The organism is Pseudomonas sp. AL10 (assembly GCF_029960685.1).
In the GTDB taxonomy this organism is placed as follows: domain Bacteria; phylum Pseudomonadota; class Gammaproteobacteria; order Pseudomonadales; family Pseudomonadaceae; genus Aquipseudomonas; species Aquipseudomonas lactis.
The window spans coordinates 441,510-456,164 of sequence record NZ_JASBQZ010000001.1 but is presented as its reverse complement, the minus strand read 5'-3'; the positions used below and the strand labels follow the sequence as shown (position 1 = coordinate 456,164).

Below are 14,655 nucleotides of genomic sequence, written 5' to 3'. Positions count from 1 at the left end.
ACAATGAAATCAGCGCCTTAAGCGCTGATTTGCGATGGGAAACCGAGTGATTCGACAGCTTTACGAACTTGCTCTGGGTTTTCGCTACTTTCAACGCTTACCTTACCTGCCGCGCGATCCACGGAAACTTTAGCCTCGCTGTCCAACGATTGAATCGCTTTAGTGATTTTGCTGACGCAGCTACCGCAACCAATGCCTGATACGTTTAAGACGAACATGGTTATTCCTCTTGTGCTGAGCGGTCTCTTTTCACCGCGATGACAGCATCAACGTTGACACCGCGGTAAGGTCAAGAGTTATGTTTTGTGGGGTGCGAGCAACGGTTTCGCTCAAGCTATATGGGTATTCCTCAGTCTCAAAGCATTGAAAACTACAGACGCAGAACTGACGCTCATGGCTAACGCAGCGATCATTGGCGACAGAAGGTGCCCCGTCAGCGGATAGAGTAGGCCTGCGGCCAAGGGAATACCCATTGAGTTGTAAAGGAAGGCGAAACCCAAGTTTTGCCGCATGTTTTTTACTGTCGCAACCGAAAGTGCCCGTGCCCGTAGAATCCCCATCAGGTCGCCTTTTACCAGCGTGAGCTGCGCGCTATTCATCGCGACATCAGTCCCTGTACCCATGGCAATGCCCACATCTGCACGCGCCAAGGCCGGTGCGTCGTTGATACCGTCGCCGGCCATGGCAACCTTTCGACCGTATCGCTGGAGGTCCGCCACCAGGCGCTCTTTGTCCTGAGGTTTAACTTCTCCATGAACCTCTTCAATACCCATCTCCTTGGCGACAGCACGTGCGGTGGTGAGCCCGTCTCCGGTGGCCATGATGATTTTTACGTTATCAGCTTTAAGCTTGGTGACTGCTTCTTTGGAGGTCGGTTTTATCGGATCTGAGACCGCCAGTAATCCTGCCAGAACCCCGTCAACTGCTAGATAGATGATGCTGATGCCTTCAAGGCGCAACAACTCTGCACGGTACTGTAAGACCTTAGTGCTTACACCGGCAGCGTCCATCAGTGCTGTGTTGCCCAGCTGTACCTTCTTGCCATCAACGAGGCCACTGACTCCAATCCCAGACCCGGACTCAAACGATTCAGGCTTGGTGAGCACGATATTTTCAGTTCGGGCATGGTCGACGATGGCGCGCGCCAAAGGATGTTCGCTGCCTTGATCAAGGCTAGCGGCCAGTTGAAGAACATCGTGTGGGTTGAAATCTGGTGTGGCCTCCACACTGTGAAATACCGGCCGTCCCTCTGTCAGGGTCCCCGTTTTATCGACAATCAGCGTGTCGATCTTGCAAAGGTTTTCAATAGCACTGGCGTCCCTGAATAGCACACCCATACTGGCGGCTTTACCCGTCGAAACCATGATCGACATGGGCGTTGCGAGACCAAGTGCACAGGGGCAAGCGATGATAAGTACGGCGACAGCGTTGATCAGGCCGAAGACCCAGCTGGGTTCCGGGCCGAATAGTCCCCAGCCTAAGAATGTCAGCAACGCAATCGCGATAACCCCCATCACAAAGTAGCCGGCGATCGAGTCGGCCATTCTTTGCATTGGCGCTTTGGAGCGTTGGGCTAGAGCGACCATTTGCACTATCTGCGACAGCATGGTGTCGGCGCCGACCTTTTGCGCCTCCATCACCAAGCTCCCGTGAGTATTAAGCGTGGCGCCGATCAAACTATCCCCTGGTCTTTTCATTACCGGCACAGGCTCACCAGTGAGCATGGACTCATCCACCGCACTTTCTCCCTCGAGCACAGAGCCATCAACTGGCACCTTTTCACCAGGTCTGACCCGCAAATGGTCGCCCAAGTGAACATGGGTAAGAGGAATGTCTTCCTCCTGACCATCGGCGTTGATCTTGCGTGCAGTTTTGGGAGATAGGCCTAGAAGGGACTTAATTGCTGCGGAGGTTTGTGACCGTGCTTTTAGCTCAAGAATCTGCCCAAGCAAGGTGAGCGAGATGATGACCGCAGCGGCTTCGAAGTAAACGCCGATGCGTCCATCTTGCATGAAGGTGGTGGGAAAACTTTGGGGAAAGAGGGTTGCTGCGACGCTGTAAAGATAAGCTGCGGAAGTACCCAAACCTATCAGAGTCCACATATTTGGACTGCGATTTCTAACAGATGCTATGCCCCTTACAAAAAAGGGCCACCCTGCCCATAAGGTAACCGGTGTCGCAAGAGCAAACTCGATCCAGTTTTGAACCGAACCATGGAAGAGTTGTAATGAATGGCCCGCCATGGCTAGAACGGTCACTATCACGGTTAAAGGCAGAGACCACCAAAAGCGGCGCGCGAAATCACGGAGCTCGGTTTTGTCATCGTCATCTAGCGCCGGAATGACAGGTTCTAATGTCATGCCACATTTTGGGCAATTGCCGGGCCCTGGCTGTTTTATTTCCGGGTGCATCGGACAGGTAAATTCAGTGGCTACTTGGCGCGCGGGTTCTGTAGCCGCGATGCTGGGTTCAGTGCTGGGATGAATACCACTGTAGTGCTCTGGAGCTGCCCGAAATTTTTCTTGGCATTTCTGGCTGCAAAACTGATAAATCTGTCCCTGATAAGACTCGCCAAATTTACTTGGAGGCGTAATCGTCATGCCGCACACCGGGTCACGTAGATCAGCGTCAGGGGGCGAGGCAGCGTGGGTAGGACCGTGATCGTGGTGGCTCGGTTTATTGGGCATAGCTATTTCTCTTCCTTGTTGGCTTGCGCCTGATTGCCATGGTCATGTGCGCCATGTCCATGCCCCAAAAAATGCATCAATGGACAGATCAACAGAATGAGATAGGGCAAGTATGGATAGACGTGGCTGAAATGCTCCCGCACCACGTAGAAGGCGCCGATCACAATGAACATAATCAGCACAACGCCTGTTTTGCGCGTCCAAAATGGGGTGGTGATGCTTCCAGCCGGATGCTGATGGTTATTCATGATCTAGACCCCAGTGTGTGAGCGAGTTGCTCTGATGTCTGCCTCAGAGCGTAGCCAACTCTTGAGGAGATGCGGGTTTAGTGGTCAGTTCAGGCTCACTTCAGGTCAAATTGACCGACCATCCCAGATTGGTAATGACCTGGCACGTTGCAGGCAAATTGAAGTCCAGTTGTATTGTTGAAGGTCCAGATCAATTCCTTTGTTGCTCCTGGCTCGATCAGCATGCTGTTCGGGTCGTTGTGTTCCATTCCAACCATCTTCATCCCTCCCATGCTGTGACCCATGCTGCCCGTCATTTTCCCTGACCCGGTGGGTGTAAGCGTTCCGTTCTGGAACATGCTCGCCATTTCTTTTTGGTGCGCCGCATGAGCGGCGGCTTGGCCGATATTGAATTCGTGCAGCAGTGCGCCCTTATTACGAAGGACAAAACGAATAGTCTCACCAGGCTTCACATCGATGTTTTTAGGCATGAAGAAAATATCACCCATCTCCACATCTACCGTACGGGTCACCGCAGAGGCGACGCCAGGCTGGCCGATGTCCTCTTTGCCATGACCTACGTCTGCCATGGCCGTCGCACCGAAGAATAGGGTGATCGCCGCAATAACTGGGGTAACGAGCTTAGCTTTCATGATGACCTCAAGAGCAAATTGAAAACACTAGCTATGCTAAAAGGATAGAGCTGCCAGCTAACTGACGTGAACACTACATTTCTGTCAGTTTCCAAGAGTAGTGCGGCGCGCATATGACGCCGTACCAACCGAGCGGATCAAACAGCCCATCGGAGGTACCCGGTTACTGATGGTTCTCAGAAAGCATCAGTTTGTGTTCGCGCTGCATTTGGTTCAAAACGTCATCAACCATAGCGTCGTGCTTTTCCATCCAGGAAAGATGTTCCTGAGGCGACATTGATGCTTTTGGGTGATCCTGATGGAGTTGGTTCATGATCTCGCCCAGCAGTTTCATATGCTCGGCCATGTGTACATGGCGCTCTCCCTCTGGGGCTTTTTCAGCTTGCACCAAGGTCGCTTCTGCTTTGTCGCGTAGGCTTTCCATACGCTCCGCAATCCGATCTGCGCCACCTTCAGCCAAAGCAGACGCTGAGATGAGTATCGAACCCACAAAGAAAAGGATTTTTAGATGATTCATGAGGAAGCTCCTTTTTAATCTGTTTTCCGGCTCCCCCAAGGTTTCATGCGGAGGCGTCGGTCGAGTACTAGGGAGTACTCATGCTCGAACCCTAGACAGCACTCGCTGACATCTACCTGAAGCCAATATTACTTTTCTGTCAGTTGCTGGTTGGCAGAAGCATTTCCTTGCAGACTCATCATCACAATCATTCGAGAGCCACCCCCATGAGACTTCTGGTTGCGGAAGACGAACCCAAAATAGGCATTTATTTGCAGCAAGGTCTTGCTGAGGCAGGGTTCAATGTTGATCGCTTTACCAATGGTAAGGAGGCGCTTCAACACGCGTTGAGCGAGGCTTATGACCTGCTGATTCTCGATGTGATGATGCCTGGGCTGGACGGATGGGAAGTACTTCAGAAGGTGCGGGCATCCGGAAAAAATGTCCCCGTGCTTTTTCTCACGGCGCGAGACCGCGTCGAGGATCGCGTCAAAGGACTTGAGCTGGGGGCAGACGATTACCTCATAAAACCCTTCGCTTTTTCTGAATTGCTGGCCCGCGTCAGAACGCTGCTGCGAAGAGGGAGTACAGCCCCCTCCCAAACTCATATGAAATTGGCTGATCTTGAGGTTGACCTGCTCAAGCGCAGGGTTGTCCGTGGAGGCAAACGTATAGATCTCACGGCCAAAGAGTTTGCGTTACTCGAATTGCTGCTCCGTCGTCGAGGTGAGGTGCTGCCTAAGTCGCTTATCGCTTCCCAGGTGTGGGACATGAACTTCGACAGCGATACTAACGTCATCGAGGTCGCCGTAAGGCGGCTCAGAGCAAAGATTGATGATGATTTTGAGGTCAAGCTTATCCACACCTCCCGAGGCATGGGCTACATGCTAGATGCGCCGGATTCTGGGACGGGGCTGGAATGAATCGAATGTCTCTGACTACCCGCATGAGCCTGATGTTCATGCTAGCTGTAACGGCGGTGCTCACCGTCGCTGGACTCAGTTTTAACAGCCTTAGCCGGCATCATTTCAAAATGCTAGATCAGCAGGCGCTGAACGAGAAGCTACACTCGACCCAAAGAATTTTGACGGGATTGAGTAGCATTGACCAGTTCAGTGATGTTAAGCCTGAGTTGGAGGCGCTGCTGGGTGCTCACCGAGATTTGACAGCCCTGATCTTCGATGGTCAGGGCAAGACCCTTTTTGCTGATCCAGGTCCAATCGATATTCCGGAAGGCTTTCGTACGACTTCAAACAACAATGTTTGGGAGTGGCGGGATGATGAGCAAACGTTCCGGGGAATAACGGCGCAAGCGATTGTGACGGGACAAGAAAAACCGCTGACCGTACTGTTGATCTTTGACGTTACGCAACATATGGCGTTCTTTGAGACGCTTGAACGCTGGTTTTTGATAGGGTTGTTTATAAGCGCGCTGGTCAGTGCGGCGCTGGGCTGGATGGTCGCGAGCAGTGGACTAAGGCCTATTCGCCAGGTTACTCAAGTTGCTGCGTCAATGTCTGCTAAATCGCTCAAAGAACGGATTCCTTTAGCGGCCGTTCCTAAAGAGCTTCAGCAGATGGTGCTTTCTTTCAATGCAATGTTATCTAGACTTGACGATGCATTTGTTCGCTTATCAAACTTCTCTGCGGACATTGCTCACGAACTACGAACACCTGTCAGCAATTTGATGACTCACACCGAAGTGGTTTTATCTAGAAAAAGGAATATTGAGGACTACGAAGACAACTTGTACTCGAATCTTGATGACCTGAAGCGTATGGGCCGGATGATCGATGACATGCTTTTTCTAGCGAAATCTGACAATGGTCTGATTTCTCATGAAAACAAACCGATAGACTTGGTAGCGCTAGTAGAAAAATTACTCGAGTACTACCGCTTGTTGGCTGATGAGCAAGGCATCGACCTTAAGGTGACAGGGAGGGGCAGCGTCCGAGGTGACGTTCTTATGCTCGACAGGGCTATCTCTAATCTGCTCTCGAATGCCCTCCGGTACACCTCCGCAGGGAAATGTATCAGCGTCAATATAAGGCAGGAAGGGACGTCAATCTCTGTCTCCGTGGAAAACCCTGGAGAACCTATCGCTCCTGAGCACCTTGAAAAACTGTTTGATCGATTTTATCGAGTGGACCCCGCTCGTAGAGAAGGAAACCCAAGTAATGCGGGGCTAGGCTTATCAATCACTCGATCCATTATCGAGTCGCATGGCGGCAAGATATGGTGCACGTCGTCAGATGGAAAAACAGCCTTTCATATACAGCTCCCATGTGCGAGTGCAGAAAATGCCTAATCAACGACACCATATACACCCGAGCAGCTATGTGGTCTTGCGAACGGTTATCACAGTGTGAACGTCGCAAAACGGAAGCCAGTTTTAACCATTTTTTCAAGAAATTCAGCGTCCCAAAGCAGGTCCAAGCTGACTGAAATGTAATCGAATAGTTTGCGTTCGTGTGGCATCGTGTACTTGCGCTGTGACGTTGGAATTCTTGTGATTATTCCTGTCCAGGCCGCCGTAGAACACGGAATTTGCTAGGTAGCTCGCCAGTGTTTTTAATAAGCGTAAAAGTAATAACTAGATACTCATCAAAAACCTAGAATCAACAGCTTTTGCTGTGAGGAGTCTTGCATGTCATTCCTTAAAACCACCACCGTAGCTGTAGCACTGACAGCGGGTTTGCTTTTGAGTGCAGTTGCTCAGGCACATCCAAAGCTGCTTTCTTCTACTCCAGCAGAAGGGTCGGATGTTGCTGCTCCTGCGAAAATTGAACTGCAATTTTCTGAGAATCTAACGACTCAGTTTTCCGGTGCTAAGCTGATCATGACCGATATGCCTGGCATGCCTAACTCCCCAATGGGCGTTAAAGCAGCCGTTGCAGGCGGTGGAGATCCTAAGACAATGGTTATTACGCCTGCATCGCCATTGACCACAGGTACTTATAAAGTTGAGTGGCGTGCCGTCTCGTCTGACACTCATCCAATCACCGGCAATTTTTCTTTCAAAGTGAAATGATTCATGAGCGACTCAATAAATATAGCTGTTCGCTTTGCTCTATATTTTGATCTGATGCTGTTATTTGGACTGGCAATATTTGGTCTTTATAGCCTGAGGGGAAAAGAGAGAGTATCGGGAGCGGTTTTAAATTTTGAGTCGCTTCTTTACAGTACATCTGTTTTAGGTGTAGCTCTGTCTCTAGCAGCCATGTTGTTGCTTGCAAAAGCTATGAGTGGTGTGTCGGGCTTCATGGAGCTACATCACCATATTTTTCAAATGGTTCTCATGGGGACTGACGTCGGTTTGACCTGGATGGTCCGGATAGTGGCGTTGCTGACGGCTGTTCTCGGCGTTGCTCTGAGTAAGCGCTTTCCGACACTCAGTCTTTGGATTGTCACTGTATGTGGCGCCATTGCGCTTGCGACGCTGGCATGGACAGGGCATGGTGCGATGGACGAAGGGAGCCGTCGTTACTGGCATTTTACTAGCGACATCTTCCATCTCTTGGCCGCAGGCGGTTGGTTGGGTGCGTTGGCAGCATTTGCACTGCTGCTGCGTTTAAAATCGCTGAAAGGTGATCAGGAAGTACGAGTTCTTGCTCGGGTACTGACAGGGTTTGAATCGGCCGGCGCGGTGATTGTAGTAATCATCAGTATAACGGGCGTGGTGAATTACCTATTTATCGTAGGACCGAGCCTCGATGAGGTGATGCTCAGCACTTATGGCCAGTTACTATTTTTGAAAATCCTGCTGTTTGCAGGGATGATCGTATTAGCCACGCTTAACCGTTTTCATCTAAGCCCCTTATTGGAGCGATCAGTTCGCAATGGCGAATACGCTGTCGCGGTGAATGCCTTGCGCCGTAGCATGAAACTTGAGTTTTCAATGGCGGTCATCATTATCTGTCTTGTCGCATGGTTAGGTACTTTAAGCCCTGTCATGGAAATGAGCGCAGCATAGACGTTGGTAACAGCCAATACAGGAGTCTTAAGGGTGAATTGTAAGGGCCATTTGCACCGTCTACACTTTAGCCCATGAAACGCTATGTGCGGTTTTGCCTGATTTTCCTAATTAGCTTGGCGCTTCCCCTTAGCGGGATGGCGGGTGTTCAAGCATCGACTGAACCATGCCCGATGAAAACCATGGGTATAGCGATGATGGATGGTATGGGTCAAGACTGCTGCCACGACATGAAAAGTACCGCTGAGCATGGCAAACCTTGTAAGTCGGGCCAGGAATGCAAAACGGGCGGCATGCTGCAAGTCTCGATCATCAAGCCTCCTATTACCTTGTCCAGTCCAATCGTTCCGCCCTTCTCCAGCCATTTCCCACTCGTACAAACCCCTTCTGGGTTATGGCGACCGCCCCGTACTTGATTCCTGTACCACACTGAGCCTCATTCCGCGTTAGCGGGATGGCATATCTGCGCGCATGTCTTATGAAGCGCGCGGTGGATCATCACAGGAATCGTGAACATGAACTCCAACTGCTTTTGCACAGGTTGGTCCCTCGTGGCCGGCCTGGCGGCAAGCGTACTGGCATTGCCGAGCCTTGCTGGTGCATTGACACTCGATGAAGCGCTGCGGCTGGCCGAAAACAATGCACCGTCGTTGACCGCACAAGACGCCAAAATTCAAGCAGCCACCAGTGCGGCCATTCCCGCTGGCGAACTACCCGATCCCAAGCTACTGCTGGGCGTGCAGAACTACCCCATTGGTGGTGCCGACAGATGGAGCATCGACCAGGACTTCATGACCATGCAAATGGTCGGGGTCAGACAGGAGATGCCCAACAGCGATAAGCGCAAAGCACGTATCGAGGTCGCGGATGCGGCTGTTGATCGAGCGTCCGCTGAGCGTCGAGTGGCGCGTCTGAACGTCCGACAGTCCACGGCATTGGCCTGGATCAGTAGCTACTCGGTTGAGCGTAAAGATGCGATGTTCCAGGACTTCTACAAAGAAAACCGTCTTCTGACCGATACCGTCAGATCTCAGATTGCGGGTGGCCGCGCCCAACCCGCCGATGCGGTGACACCTAAACAGGAAGCTGCCCAACTGGCGGAGCAGCAGGATGATTTAGTTCGCCAACGTGCACAGGCCCGGGCGGCCCTCAAGCGCTGGATTGGCCCAGCTGCCAATGACAAACCGGCGGGCAGCTTGCCTGATTGGCCCATTGAAACCTCTGGATACTCCCATAAGCTGCAACATCACCCTGAATTGGCGGCGTATGTGCCGATGACCCGTGAAGCACAAGCCAAGATCCGTGAAGCTGAGGCGGAAAAGCAATCTGACTGGAGCTGGGAATTCGACTATCAGCATCGAGGCAAACAATTCGGTGACATGGTTAGCGTCCAGTTTTCATGGGATCTCCCGCTGTTTCCTGACTCTCGGCAAAACCCCAAAATTGCGGCAAAGCACGCCGAACTCAACCAGCTTGAGGCTGAGCGGGAAGCTCTGTCGCGCGAGCATACCCAGCAACTGGAGGATGAGTTGGCCGACTACGAGCGACTCAATCGTGCAGTCAACCGTAATCAGGAAAGCTTGTTGCCGCTGGCTAAAGAAAAGGTTGAACTCACCATGGCTAGCTACCGTTCCGGCAAAGGTGATTTGAACTCGGTTGTGGCCGCCCGACGCGAACTCATCGAAGCCCGTCTCAAGCAGATTGACGTTGAAGAGCAACGTGCTCTCACCAGCGCTCGCCTGTATTTCTCTTACGGGGAGCCCGCTCAATGAATTTCAAAGTATGGAAAGGGACTTTAGTTGTCGGCATCTCGATTGCCTTGGGTGTTGCCGGAGGTTACTGGTTAGCCCAACCGCGAATGAGCGAAGTAGCTGGTGTCGAGCCGGATCAGGAAGCCAAAGCCTCTCCTGATCGAAAGGTTCTGTATTGGTATGACCCCATGTACCCACAACAGAAATTCGATAAACCGGGTAAGTCACCCTTCATGGATATGCAGATGATCCCCCAATACGCAGATACCAAGGGGGACAGCGGCGGCATTCGAATTGATCCAAGCCTGACTCAGAACCTTGGTGTGCGACTGGCTAGTGTCAGTCGAGGGGTATTTGCCTCGACACTGAACGTGGTAGGTGTTCTGGCCTTCAACGAACGGGACGTTGCAGTCATTCAGGCCCGTACGGCGGGTTTTGTCGAGCGCGTGTACGCCCATGCACCTGGTGATGTGCTGAAAGTGAATGCCGCCTTGGCAGATATCTTGGTGCCGGATTGGGCAGCTGCTCAAGAGGAATTTCTCGCCCTCAAGCGTAGTGGCGATGCTGACTTGCTGACAGCGGCCCGCCAGCGATTGAGGCTCACCGGAATGCCAACTAAGTTAATTGCTCAAGTTGAGCGCAGTGGCAAAGTTCAACCGAACCTGACTCTGACCAGCCCTATTGGTGGTGTGCTTCAAGAGCTGAGTGTGCGTGAAGGTATGACGGTGGCCGCAGGCGAGACGCTCGCGCGTGTTAATGGTTTGAGCAGTGTCTGGCTGGCCGTGGCGGTACCAGAGTCGGAGGCTGGGTCAATCGTTGTAGGGCAAGCAGCCGAAGCGCGTTTGTCCGCGCTCCCTGGAGTTGTGCTCAAGGGCGTCGTCAGTGCGATTCTTCCGGAAACCAGTTCGGACAGTCGCACACTTCGCGTTCGAGTTGAGTTACCCAATCCGGATGGCCGACTCAGGCCAGGTTTGACCGCGCAGGTAAGTCTCAATCGTTCGACGGAGCAAAGTGTTTTGTGGGTGCCGAGCGAGGCCGTCATTCGTACCGGTCGACGTACGTTGGTCATGCTCTCTGAAGACGCTGGTCGATATCGCCCGGTGGAGGTGCAGTTAGGCCAAGATAACGATGGCAAAACGCTGATATTGAAAGGCTTGGAAGAGGGGCAAAAAGTGGTGACTTCTGGCCAGTTCCTTCTCGACTCGGAGGCCAGTCTCAAGGGCGTTGTCGCAAGCTCACTGGACGTTTCGCCATCTACTGTAACCGCAGGCGCTTTGCATGAGGCCGATGGTCAGATCGTTGAGATCAACGACAAAGAAGTCACGCTCGCCCACGGTCCCTTCAGAACATTGGGTATGTCAGGCATGACGATGACTTTCCCTCTCGCCGCTCCAGCTCTGATGAAGGATCTTAAAACGGGCGACAAGGTTCGGATCGCTGTCAGCCAGACGGAAGATGGTCTGCGCGTTGAGCGTCTGGAACGCTCTGGGACCCAGCCATGATCGCGGCCCTTATTCGCTGGTCGGTGGCTAACCGCTTTCTTGTGTTGCTGGCGACGCTGTTTGTCACGGCATGGGGGATCTGGGCGGTTCAAAGTACGCCCATTGACGCACTGCCAGACCTGTCGGATGTTCAGGTAATTATCCGTACACCATATCCAGGCCAAGCCCCACAGATCGTAGAGAACCAGGTCACCTATCCATTGGCAACCACCATGCTCTCTGTGCCTGGTGCCAAGACTGTGCGCGGTTATTCCTTCTTTGGCGACAGTTTCGTTTACGTACTATTCGAAGACGGAACTGACTTGTACTGGGCTCGCTCGCGCGTATTGGAATATCTGAGCCAGATACAAAGCCGGCTTCCGGCCAGTGCCAAGCCCGCTTTAGGACCTGATGCCACTGGGGTTGGCTGGATTTTCCAGTACGCCCTGGTAGACCGAAGCGGCGGGCATGACTTGGCGCAGTTACGTGCCTTGCAGGACTGGTTCCTTAAATTCGAGCTTAAGACCCTACCGAACGTTGCGGAAGTGGCCACGGTGGGTGGCATGGTAAAGCAGTACCAGGTGCAGCTTGATCCGGTGAAGCTGGCCAGCTTGGGTATCACGCAGTCTGAAGTGACCGAGGCGATCGGCAAGGCCAATCAGGAAACTGGTGGGGCGGTGCTGGAGATGGCGGAGACCGAGTTTATTGTGCGGGCTTCCGGGTACTTGAAGACCCTCAATGACTTTCGTGCTATCCCACTCAAACTGGGCACGGGTGGTGTGCCGGTCACTCTGGGCGATGTTGCCACGATTCAGATGGGGCCTGAGATGCGTCGAGGCATCACCGAACTCGATGGCGAAGGTGAGACCGTCGGCGGCGTTGTAATTCTGCGCAGCGGTAAGAATGCTCGAGAAACCATTGCGGCGGTCAAGACCAAACTCGACGAGCTGAAAAGCAGTCTGCCGGCGGGGGTAGAAATCGTCACCACCTACGACCGCAGCAAGTTGATTGATCGTGCCGTGGAAAACCTCAGCCACAAGCTGATCGAAGAGTTCATCGTCGTCGCGTTGGTCTGCGGAATCTTTCTCTGGCACCTGCGTTCATCTCTGGTGGCAATCATCTCCCTGCCGGTTGGGGTGCTGATCGCCTTCATCGTAATGCGCTATCAGGGTATCAACGCCAACATCATGTCCCTTGGCGGGATTGCCATCGCCATCGGCGCCATGGTCGACGCTGCCGTGGTGATGATTGAAAACGCCCACAAGAAGGTCGAGGCTTGGCACGTGGCTAATCCTGGGAAGGAACTGAAAGGTGAACGTCATTGGCACGTGATGACTGAAGCGGCTGCCGAGGTAGGACCCGCATTGTTCTTCTGTCTGCTGATCATCACCCTGTCGTTCATTCCGGTGTTCACGCTGGAGGCTCAGGAAGGACGTCTATTCGGTCCATTGGCGTTCACCAAAACCTACGCTATGGCCGCAGCGGCTGGACTGTCGGTAACTCTAGTTCCGGTGTTGATGGGGTATTGGATTCGCGGACGAATTCCTAATGAGCAACAGAATCCGCTAAATCGCTGGTTGATCCGGATCTACGAGCCCGCTCTGGACGCCGTATTACGTCGACCTAAAGTAACGCTGCTGGTTGCATTGCTAGTCTTTGTCAGCGCGTTGTGGCCGATCTCTCGTCTGGGTGGTGAGTTTCTTCCCCCGTTGGACGAAGGGGACCTGCTCTATATGCCGTCAGCTCTGCCTGGATTATCGGCGCAGAAGGCCGCGCAACTGCTTCAGCAGACTGACCGTCTGATAAAGACAGTTCCAGAGGTCGAACATGTTTTCGGAAAAGCCGGCCGCGCTGAAACCGCGACTGACCCGGCACCGTTGGAAATGTTCGAGACCACCATTCAATTCAAACCACGCGAACAGTGGCGCCCAGGCATGACCCAGGAAAAGCTCGTTGAGGAGCTAGAACAAGTGGTGCGTGTCCCAGGATTAACCAACATCTGGATACCGCCTATTCGTAACCGTATCGACATGCTGGCCACCGGCATAAAAAGCCCGATTGGCGTGAAGGTTGCCGGTACCAACCTGACGGAGATCGATGCCGTCACCCAAGCCATCGAGCGTGTTGCCAAGGACGTCTCAGGTGTCAGTTCAGCGTTAGCCGAACGACTGACCGGTGGCCGCTATATTGATGTGGATATCGATCGCAAAGCTGCGGCACGCTATGGGTTAAATATTGCCGATGTGCAATCAATCGTGGCCGGCGCAATCGGCGGTGAAAACGTCGGGGAGACGATTGAAGGGTTGGCTCGTTTCCCAATTAACGTACGTTACCCTCGTGAGTGGCGGGATTCGCTCGGCGCTTTGGAGCAGTTGCCGATCTACACCCCGCTAGGCAGCCAGATCACCCTTGGCACCGTGGCGAAGATCAAGGTCAACGACGGGCCGCCAATGCTCAAGAGTGAGAACGCACGGCCTTCAGGCTGGGTGTACATCGATGTGCGTGGCCGGGACATTGCCTCCGTAGTCGCCGATCTACGCCGGGTCGTCAGTGAGCAGGTCAAGTTGCAGCCCGGCATGAGCCTGAGCTACTCAGGTCAGTTCGAGTTTCTCGAAAGGGCCAACGCACGACTCAAACTGGTGGTGCCTGCCACGCTGTTGATCATCTTCGTGTTGCTCTACCTGACATTTGCACGCCTTGATGAGGCTTTGCTGATTATGGCCACGCTGCCATTCGCTCTCACGGGCGGGGCATGGTTTCTCTATCTGTTGGGATTCAACCTGTCGGTTGCCACCGGGGTCGGCTTTATCGCCTTGGCCGGTGTTTCTGCCGAATTTGGCGTGATCATGCTGCTCTACCTGAAAAATGCATGGACCGAGCGTCAAGACCTCGGTGACAACACAGAACGCGGGTTGATGGCCGCGATTTGTGAAGGCGCTGTCCAGCGCGTTCGACCTAAGGCTATGACCGTGGCAGTGGTTATCGCTGGTTTGTTACCTATACTTTTGGGAGGCGGTTCCGGTAGCGAGGTTATGAGCCGCATTGCCGCCCCGATGATTGGCGGTATGGTTACGGCACCCTTGCTATCGCTGTTTGTGATCCCGGCGGCCTATCACCTCATGCGTCGTCGACACTTGTCCGTTGAGCCTGGCAAGCACTGACGCGTAAAAACGCATACGAAAGGGGCTGCGCTTGCAGCCTCGTTTGAGCTGCGCAGCTCGTTTTCATCAGTCCTACATACGCTGTGGTCAGTGCCATTACCCACCAGCACTTGCCAGAAAACGAACGCCGCCACCCCCGCCTTTCGATGAGCCAAAAAAGCATCCTGCTAAAAGGCGACTCAGCATTCGTCACCCTCAGATCTCTCTTGAAATCGGGACGAATGAC

The 14,655-nt window shown here is 53.1% G+C and carries 13 protein-coding genes; 8 read left to right on the top strand and 5 right to left on the bottom strand.

What is annotated here, in order from left to right; genetic code table 11:
- Window positions 1-17: 17 nt before the first annotated feature.
- The 5 genes from QK296_RS02130 to QK296_RS02110 form a co-directional block, all read right to left on the bottom strand.
- The gene (locus QK296_RS02130) at window positions 18-218 is read right to left on the bottom strand and encodes a heavy metal-associated domain-containing protein (RefSeq protein ID WP_074321237.1); all 201 of its coding nucleotides are present in this window, start codon (window positions 216-218) and stop codon (window positions 18-20) included.
- Window positions 219-329: 111 nt separating this feature from the next.
- On the bottom strand, window positions 330-2,687 hold the full coding sequence (locus QK296_RS02125; RefSeq protein ID WP_080034400.1) for a heavy metal translocating P-type ATPase: 2,358 nt from the start codon (window positions 2,685-2,687) through the stop codon (window positions 330-332).
- A gap of 2 nt (window positions 2,688-2,689) precedes the next feature.
- Window positions 2,690-2,935: a DUF2933 domain-containing protein gene (locus QK296_RS02120; RefSeq protein WP_019334910.1), complete on the bottom strand. Its 246-nt coding sequence runs from the start codon at window positions 2,933-2,935 to the stop codon at window positions 2,690-2,692.
- Between the two features lie 95 nt (window positions 2,936-3,030).
- Window positions 3,031-3,567: a plastocyanin/azurin family copper-binding protein gene (locus tag QK296_RS02115; protein ID WP_019334911.1), complete on the bottom strand. Its 537-nt coding sequence runs from the start codon at window positions 3,565-3,567 to the stop codon at window positions 3,031-3,033.
- Between the two features lie 163 nt (window positions 3,568-3,730).
- Complete coding sequence (locus tag QK296_RS02110) at window positions 3,731-4,084, bottom strand: co-regulatory protein PtrA N-terminal domain-containing protein (RefSeq protein ID WP_019334912.1); 354 nt, start codon at window positions 4,082-4,084, stop codon at window positions 3,731-3,733.
- Window positions 4,085-4,290: 206 nt separating this feature from the next.
- Here QK296_RS02110 and QK296_RS02105 point away from each other — a divergent pair, with 206 nt between their 5' ends.
- From QK296_RS02105 to QK296_RS02070, 8 genes are all read left to right on the top strand, one after another.
- Window positions 4,291-4,986, top strand: coding sequence for a heavy metal response regulator transcription factor (locus QK296_RS02105; RefSeq protein WP_017341638.1), 696 nt, complete (start codon window positions 4,291-4,293; stop codon window positions 4,984-4,986).
- Window positions 4,983-6,371: a heavy metal sensor histidine kinase gene (locus tag QK296_RS02100; protein ID WP_032708745.1), complete on the top strand. Its 1,389-nt coding sequence runs from the start codon at window positions 4,983-4,985 to the stop codon at window positions 6,369-6,371. The genes QK296_RS02105 and QK296_RS02100 overlap by 4 nt, the downstream gene beginning before the upstream one ends.
- Before the next feature lie 339 nt (window positions 6,372-6,710).
- A complete protein-coding gene (gene copC, locus QK296_RS02095; RefSeq protein WP_017341635.1) occupies window positions 6,711-7,094 on the top strand; it encodes a copper homeostasis periplasmic binding protein CopC in 384 nt (127 codons plus the stop codon).
- A 3-nt stretch (window positions 7,095-7,097) separates the two neighbouring features.
- The gene (gene copD, locus QK296_RS02090) at window positions 7,098-8,036 is read left to right on the top strand and encodes a copper homeostasis membrane protein CopD (protein WP_019334915.1); all 939 of its coding nucleotides are present in this window, start codon (window positions 7,098-7,100) and stop codon (window positions 8,034-8,036) included.
- 74 nt (window positions 8,037-8,110) lie between these two features.
- Complete coding sequence (locus QK296_RS02085) at window positions 8,111-8,452, top strand: hypothetical protein (protein WP_074321238.1); 342 nt, start codon at window positions 8,111-8,113, stop codon at window positions 8,450-8,452.
- 99 nt (window positions 8,453-8,551) lie between these two features.
- Entirely contained in the window at window positions 8,552-9,808 is a 1,257-nt protein-coding gene (locus QK296_RS02080; protein WP_019334916.1) for a TolC family protein, read from the top strand.
- On the top strand, window positions 9,805-11,289 hold the full coding sequence (locus QK296_RS02075) for an efflux RND transporter periplasmic adaptor subunit (RefSeq protein WP_019334917.1): 1,485 nt from the start codon (window positions 9,805-9,807) through the stop codon (window positions 11,287-11,289). The genes QK296_RS02080 and QK296_RS02075 overlap by 4 nt, the downstream gene beginning before the upstream one ends.
- A complete protein-coding gene (locus QK296_RS02070) occupies window positions 11,286-14,429 on the top strand; it encodes an efflux RND transporter permease subunit (RefSeq protein ID WP_099236593.1) in 3,144 nt (1,047 codons plus the stop codon). The genes QK296_RS02075 and QK296_RS02070 overlap by 4 nt, the downstream gene beginning before the upstream one ends.
- Window positions 14,430-14,655 lie beyond the last annotated feature (226 nt).

Excerpts from the sequence above, each read along its gene's own strand:
- QK296_RS02115 (WP_019334911.1), bottom strand. The coding sequence starts at position 3,567 with ATGAAAGCTAAGCTCGTTACCCCAGTTATTGCGGCGATCACCCTATTC.
- QK296_RS02075 (WP_019334917.1), top strand. The coding sequence starts at position 9,805 with ATGAATTTCAAAGTATGGAAAGGGACTTTAGTTGTCGGCATCTCGATT.
- QK296_RS02125 (WP_080034400.1), bottom strand. The coding sequence starts at position 2,687 with ATGCCCAATAAACCGAGCCACCACGATCACGGTCCTACCCACGCTGCC.
- QK296_RS02080 (WP_019334916.1), top strand. The coding sequence starts at position 8,552 with ATGAACTCCAACTGCTTTTGCACAGGTTGGTCCCTCGTGGCCGGCCTG.
- QK296_RS02100 (WP_032708745.1), top strand. The coding sequence starts at position 4,983 with ATGAATCGAATGTCTCTGACTACCCGCATGAGCCTGATGTTCATGCTA.
- QK296_RS02130 (WP_074321237.1), bottom strand. The coding sequence starts at position 218 with ATGTTCGTCTTAAACGTATCAGGCATTGGTTGCGGTAGCTGCGTCAGC.
- QK296_RS02110 (WP_019334912.1), bottom strand. The coding sequence starts at position 4,084 with ATGAATCATCTAAAAATCCTTTTCTTTGTGGGTTCGATACTCATCTCA.
- copD (WP_019334915.1), top strand. The coding sequence starts at position 7,098 with ATGAGCGACTCAATAAATATAGCTGTTCGCTTTGCTCTATATTTTGAT.
- QK296_RS02070 (WP_099236593.1), top strand. The coding sequence starts at position 11,286 with ATGATCGCGGCCCTTATTCGCTGGTCGGTGGCTAACCGCTTTCTTGTG.
- QK296_RS02085 (WP_074321238.1), top strand. The coding sequence starts at position 8,111 with ATGAAACGCTATGTGCGGTTTTGCCTGATTTTCCTAATTAGCTTGGCG.
- QK296_RS02120 (WP_019334910.1), bottom strand. The coding sequence starts at position 2,935 with ATGAATAACCATCAGCATCCGGCTGGAAGCATCACCACCCCATTTTGG.
- copC (WP_017341635.1), top strand. The coding sequence starts at position 6,711 with ATGTCATTCCTTAAAACCACCACCGTAGCTGTAGCACTGACAGCGGGT.
- QK296_RS02105 (WP_017341638.1), top strand. The coding sequence starts at position 4,291 with ATGAGACTTCTGGTTGCGGAAGACGAACCCAAAATAGGCATTTATTTG.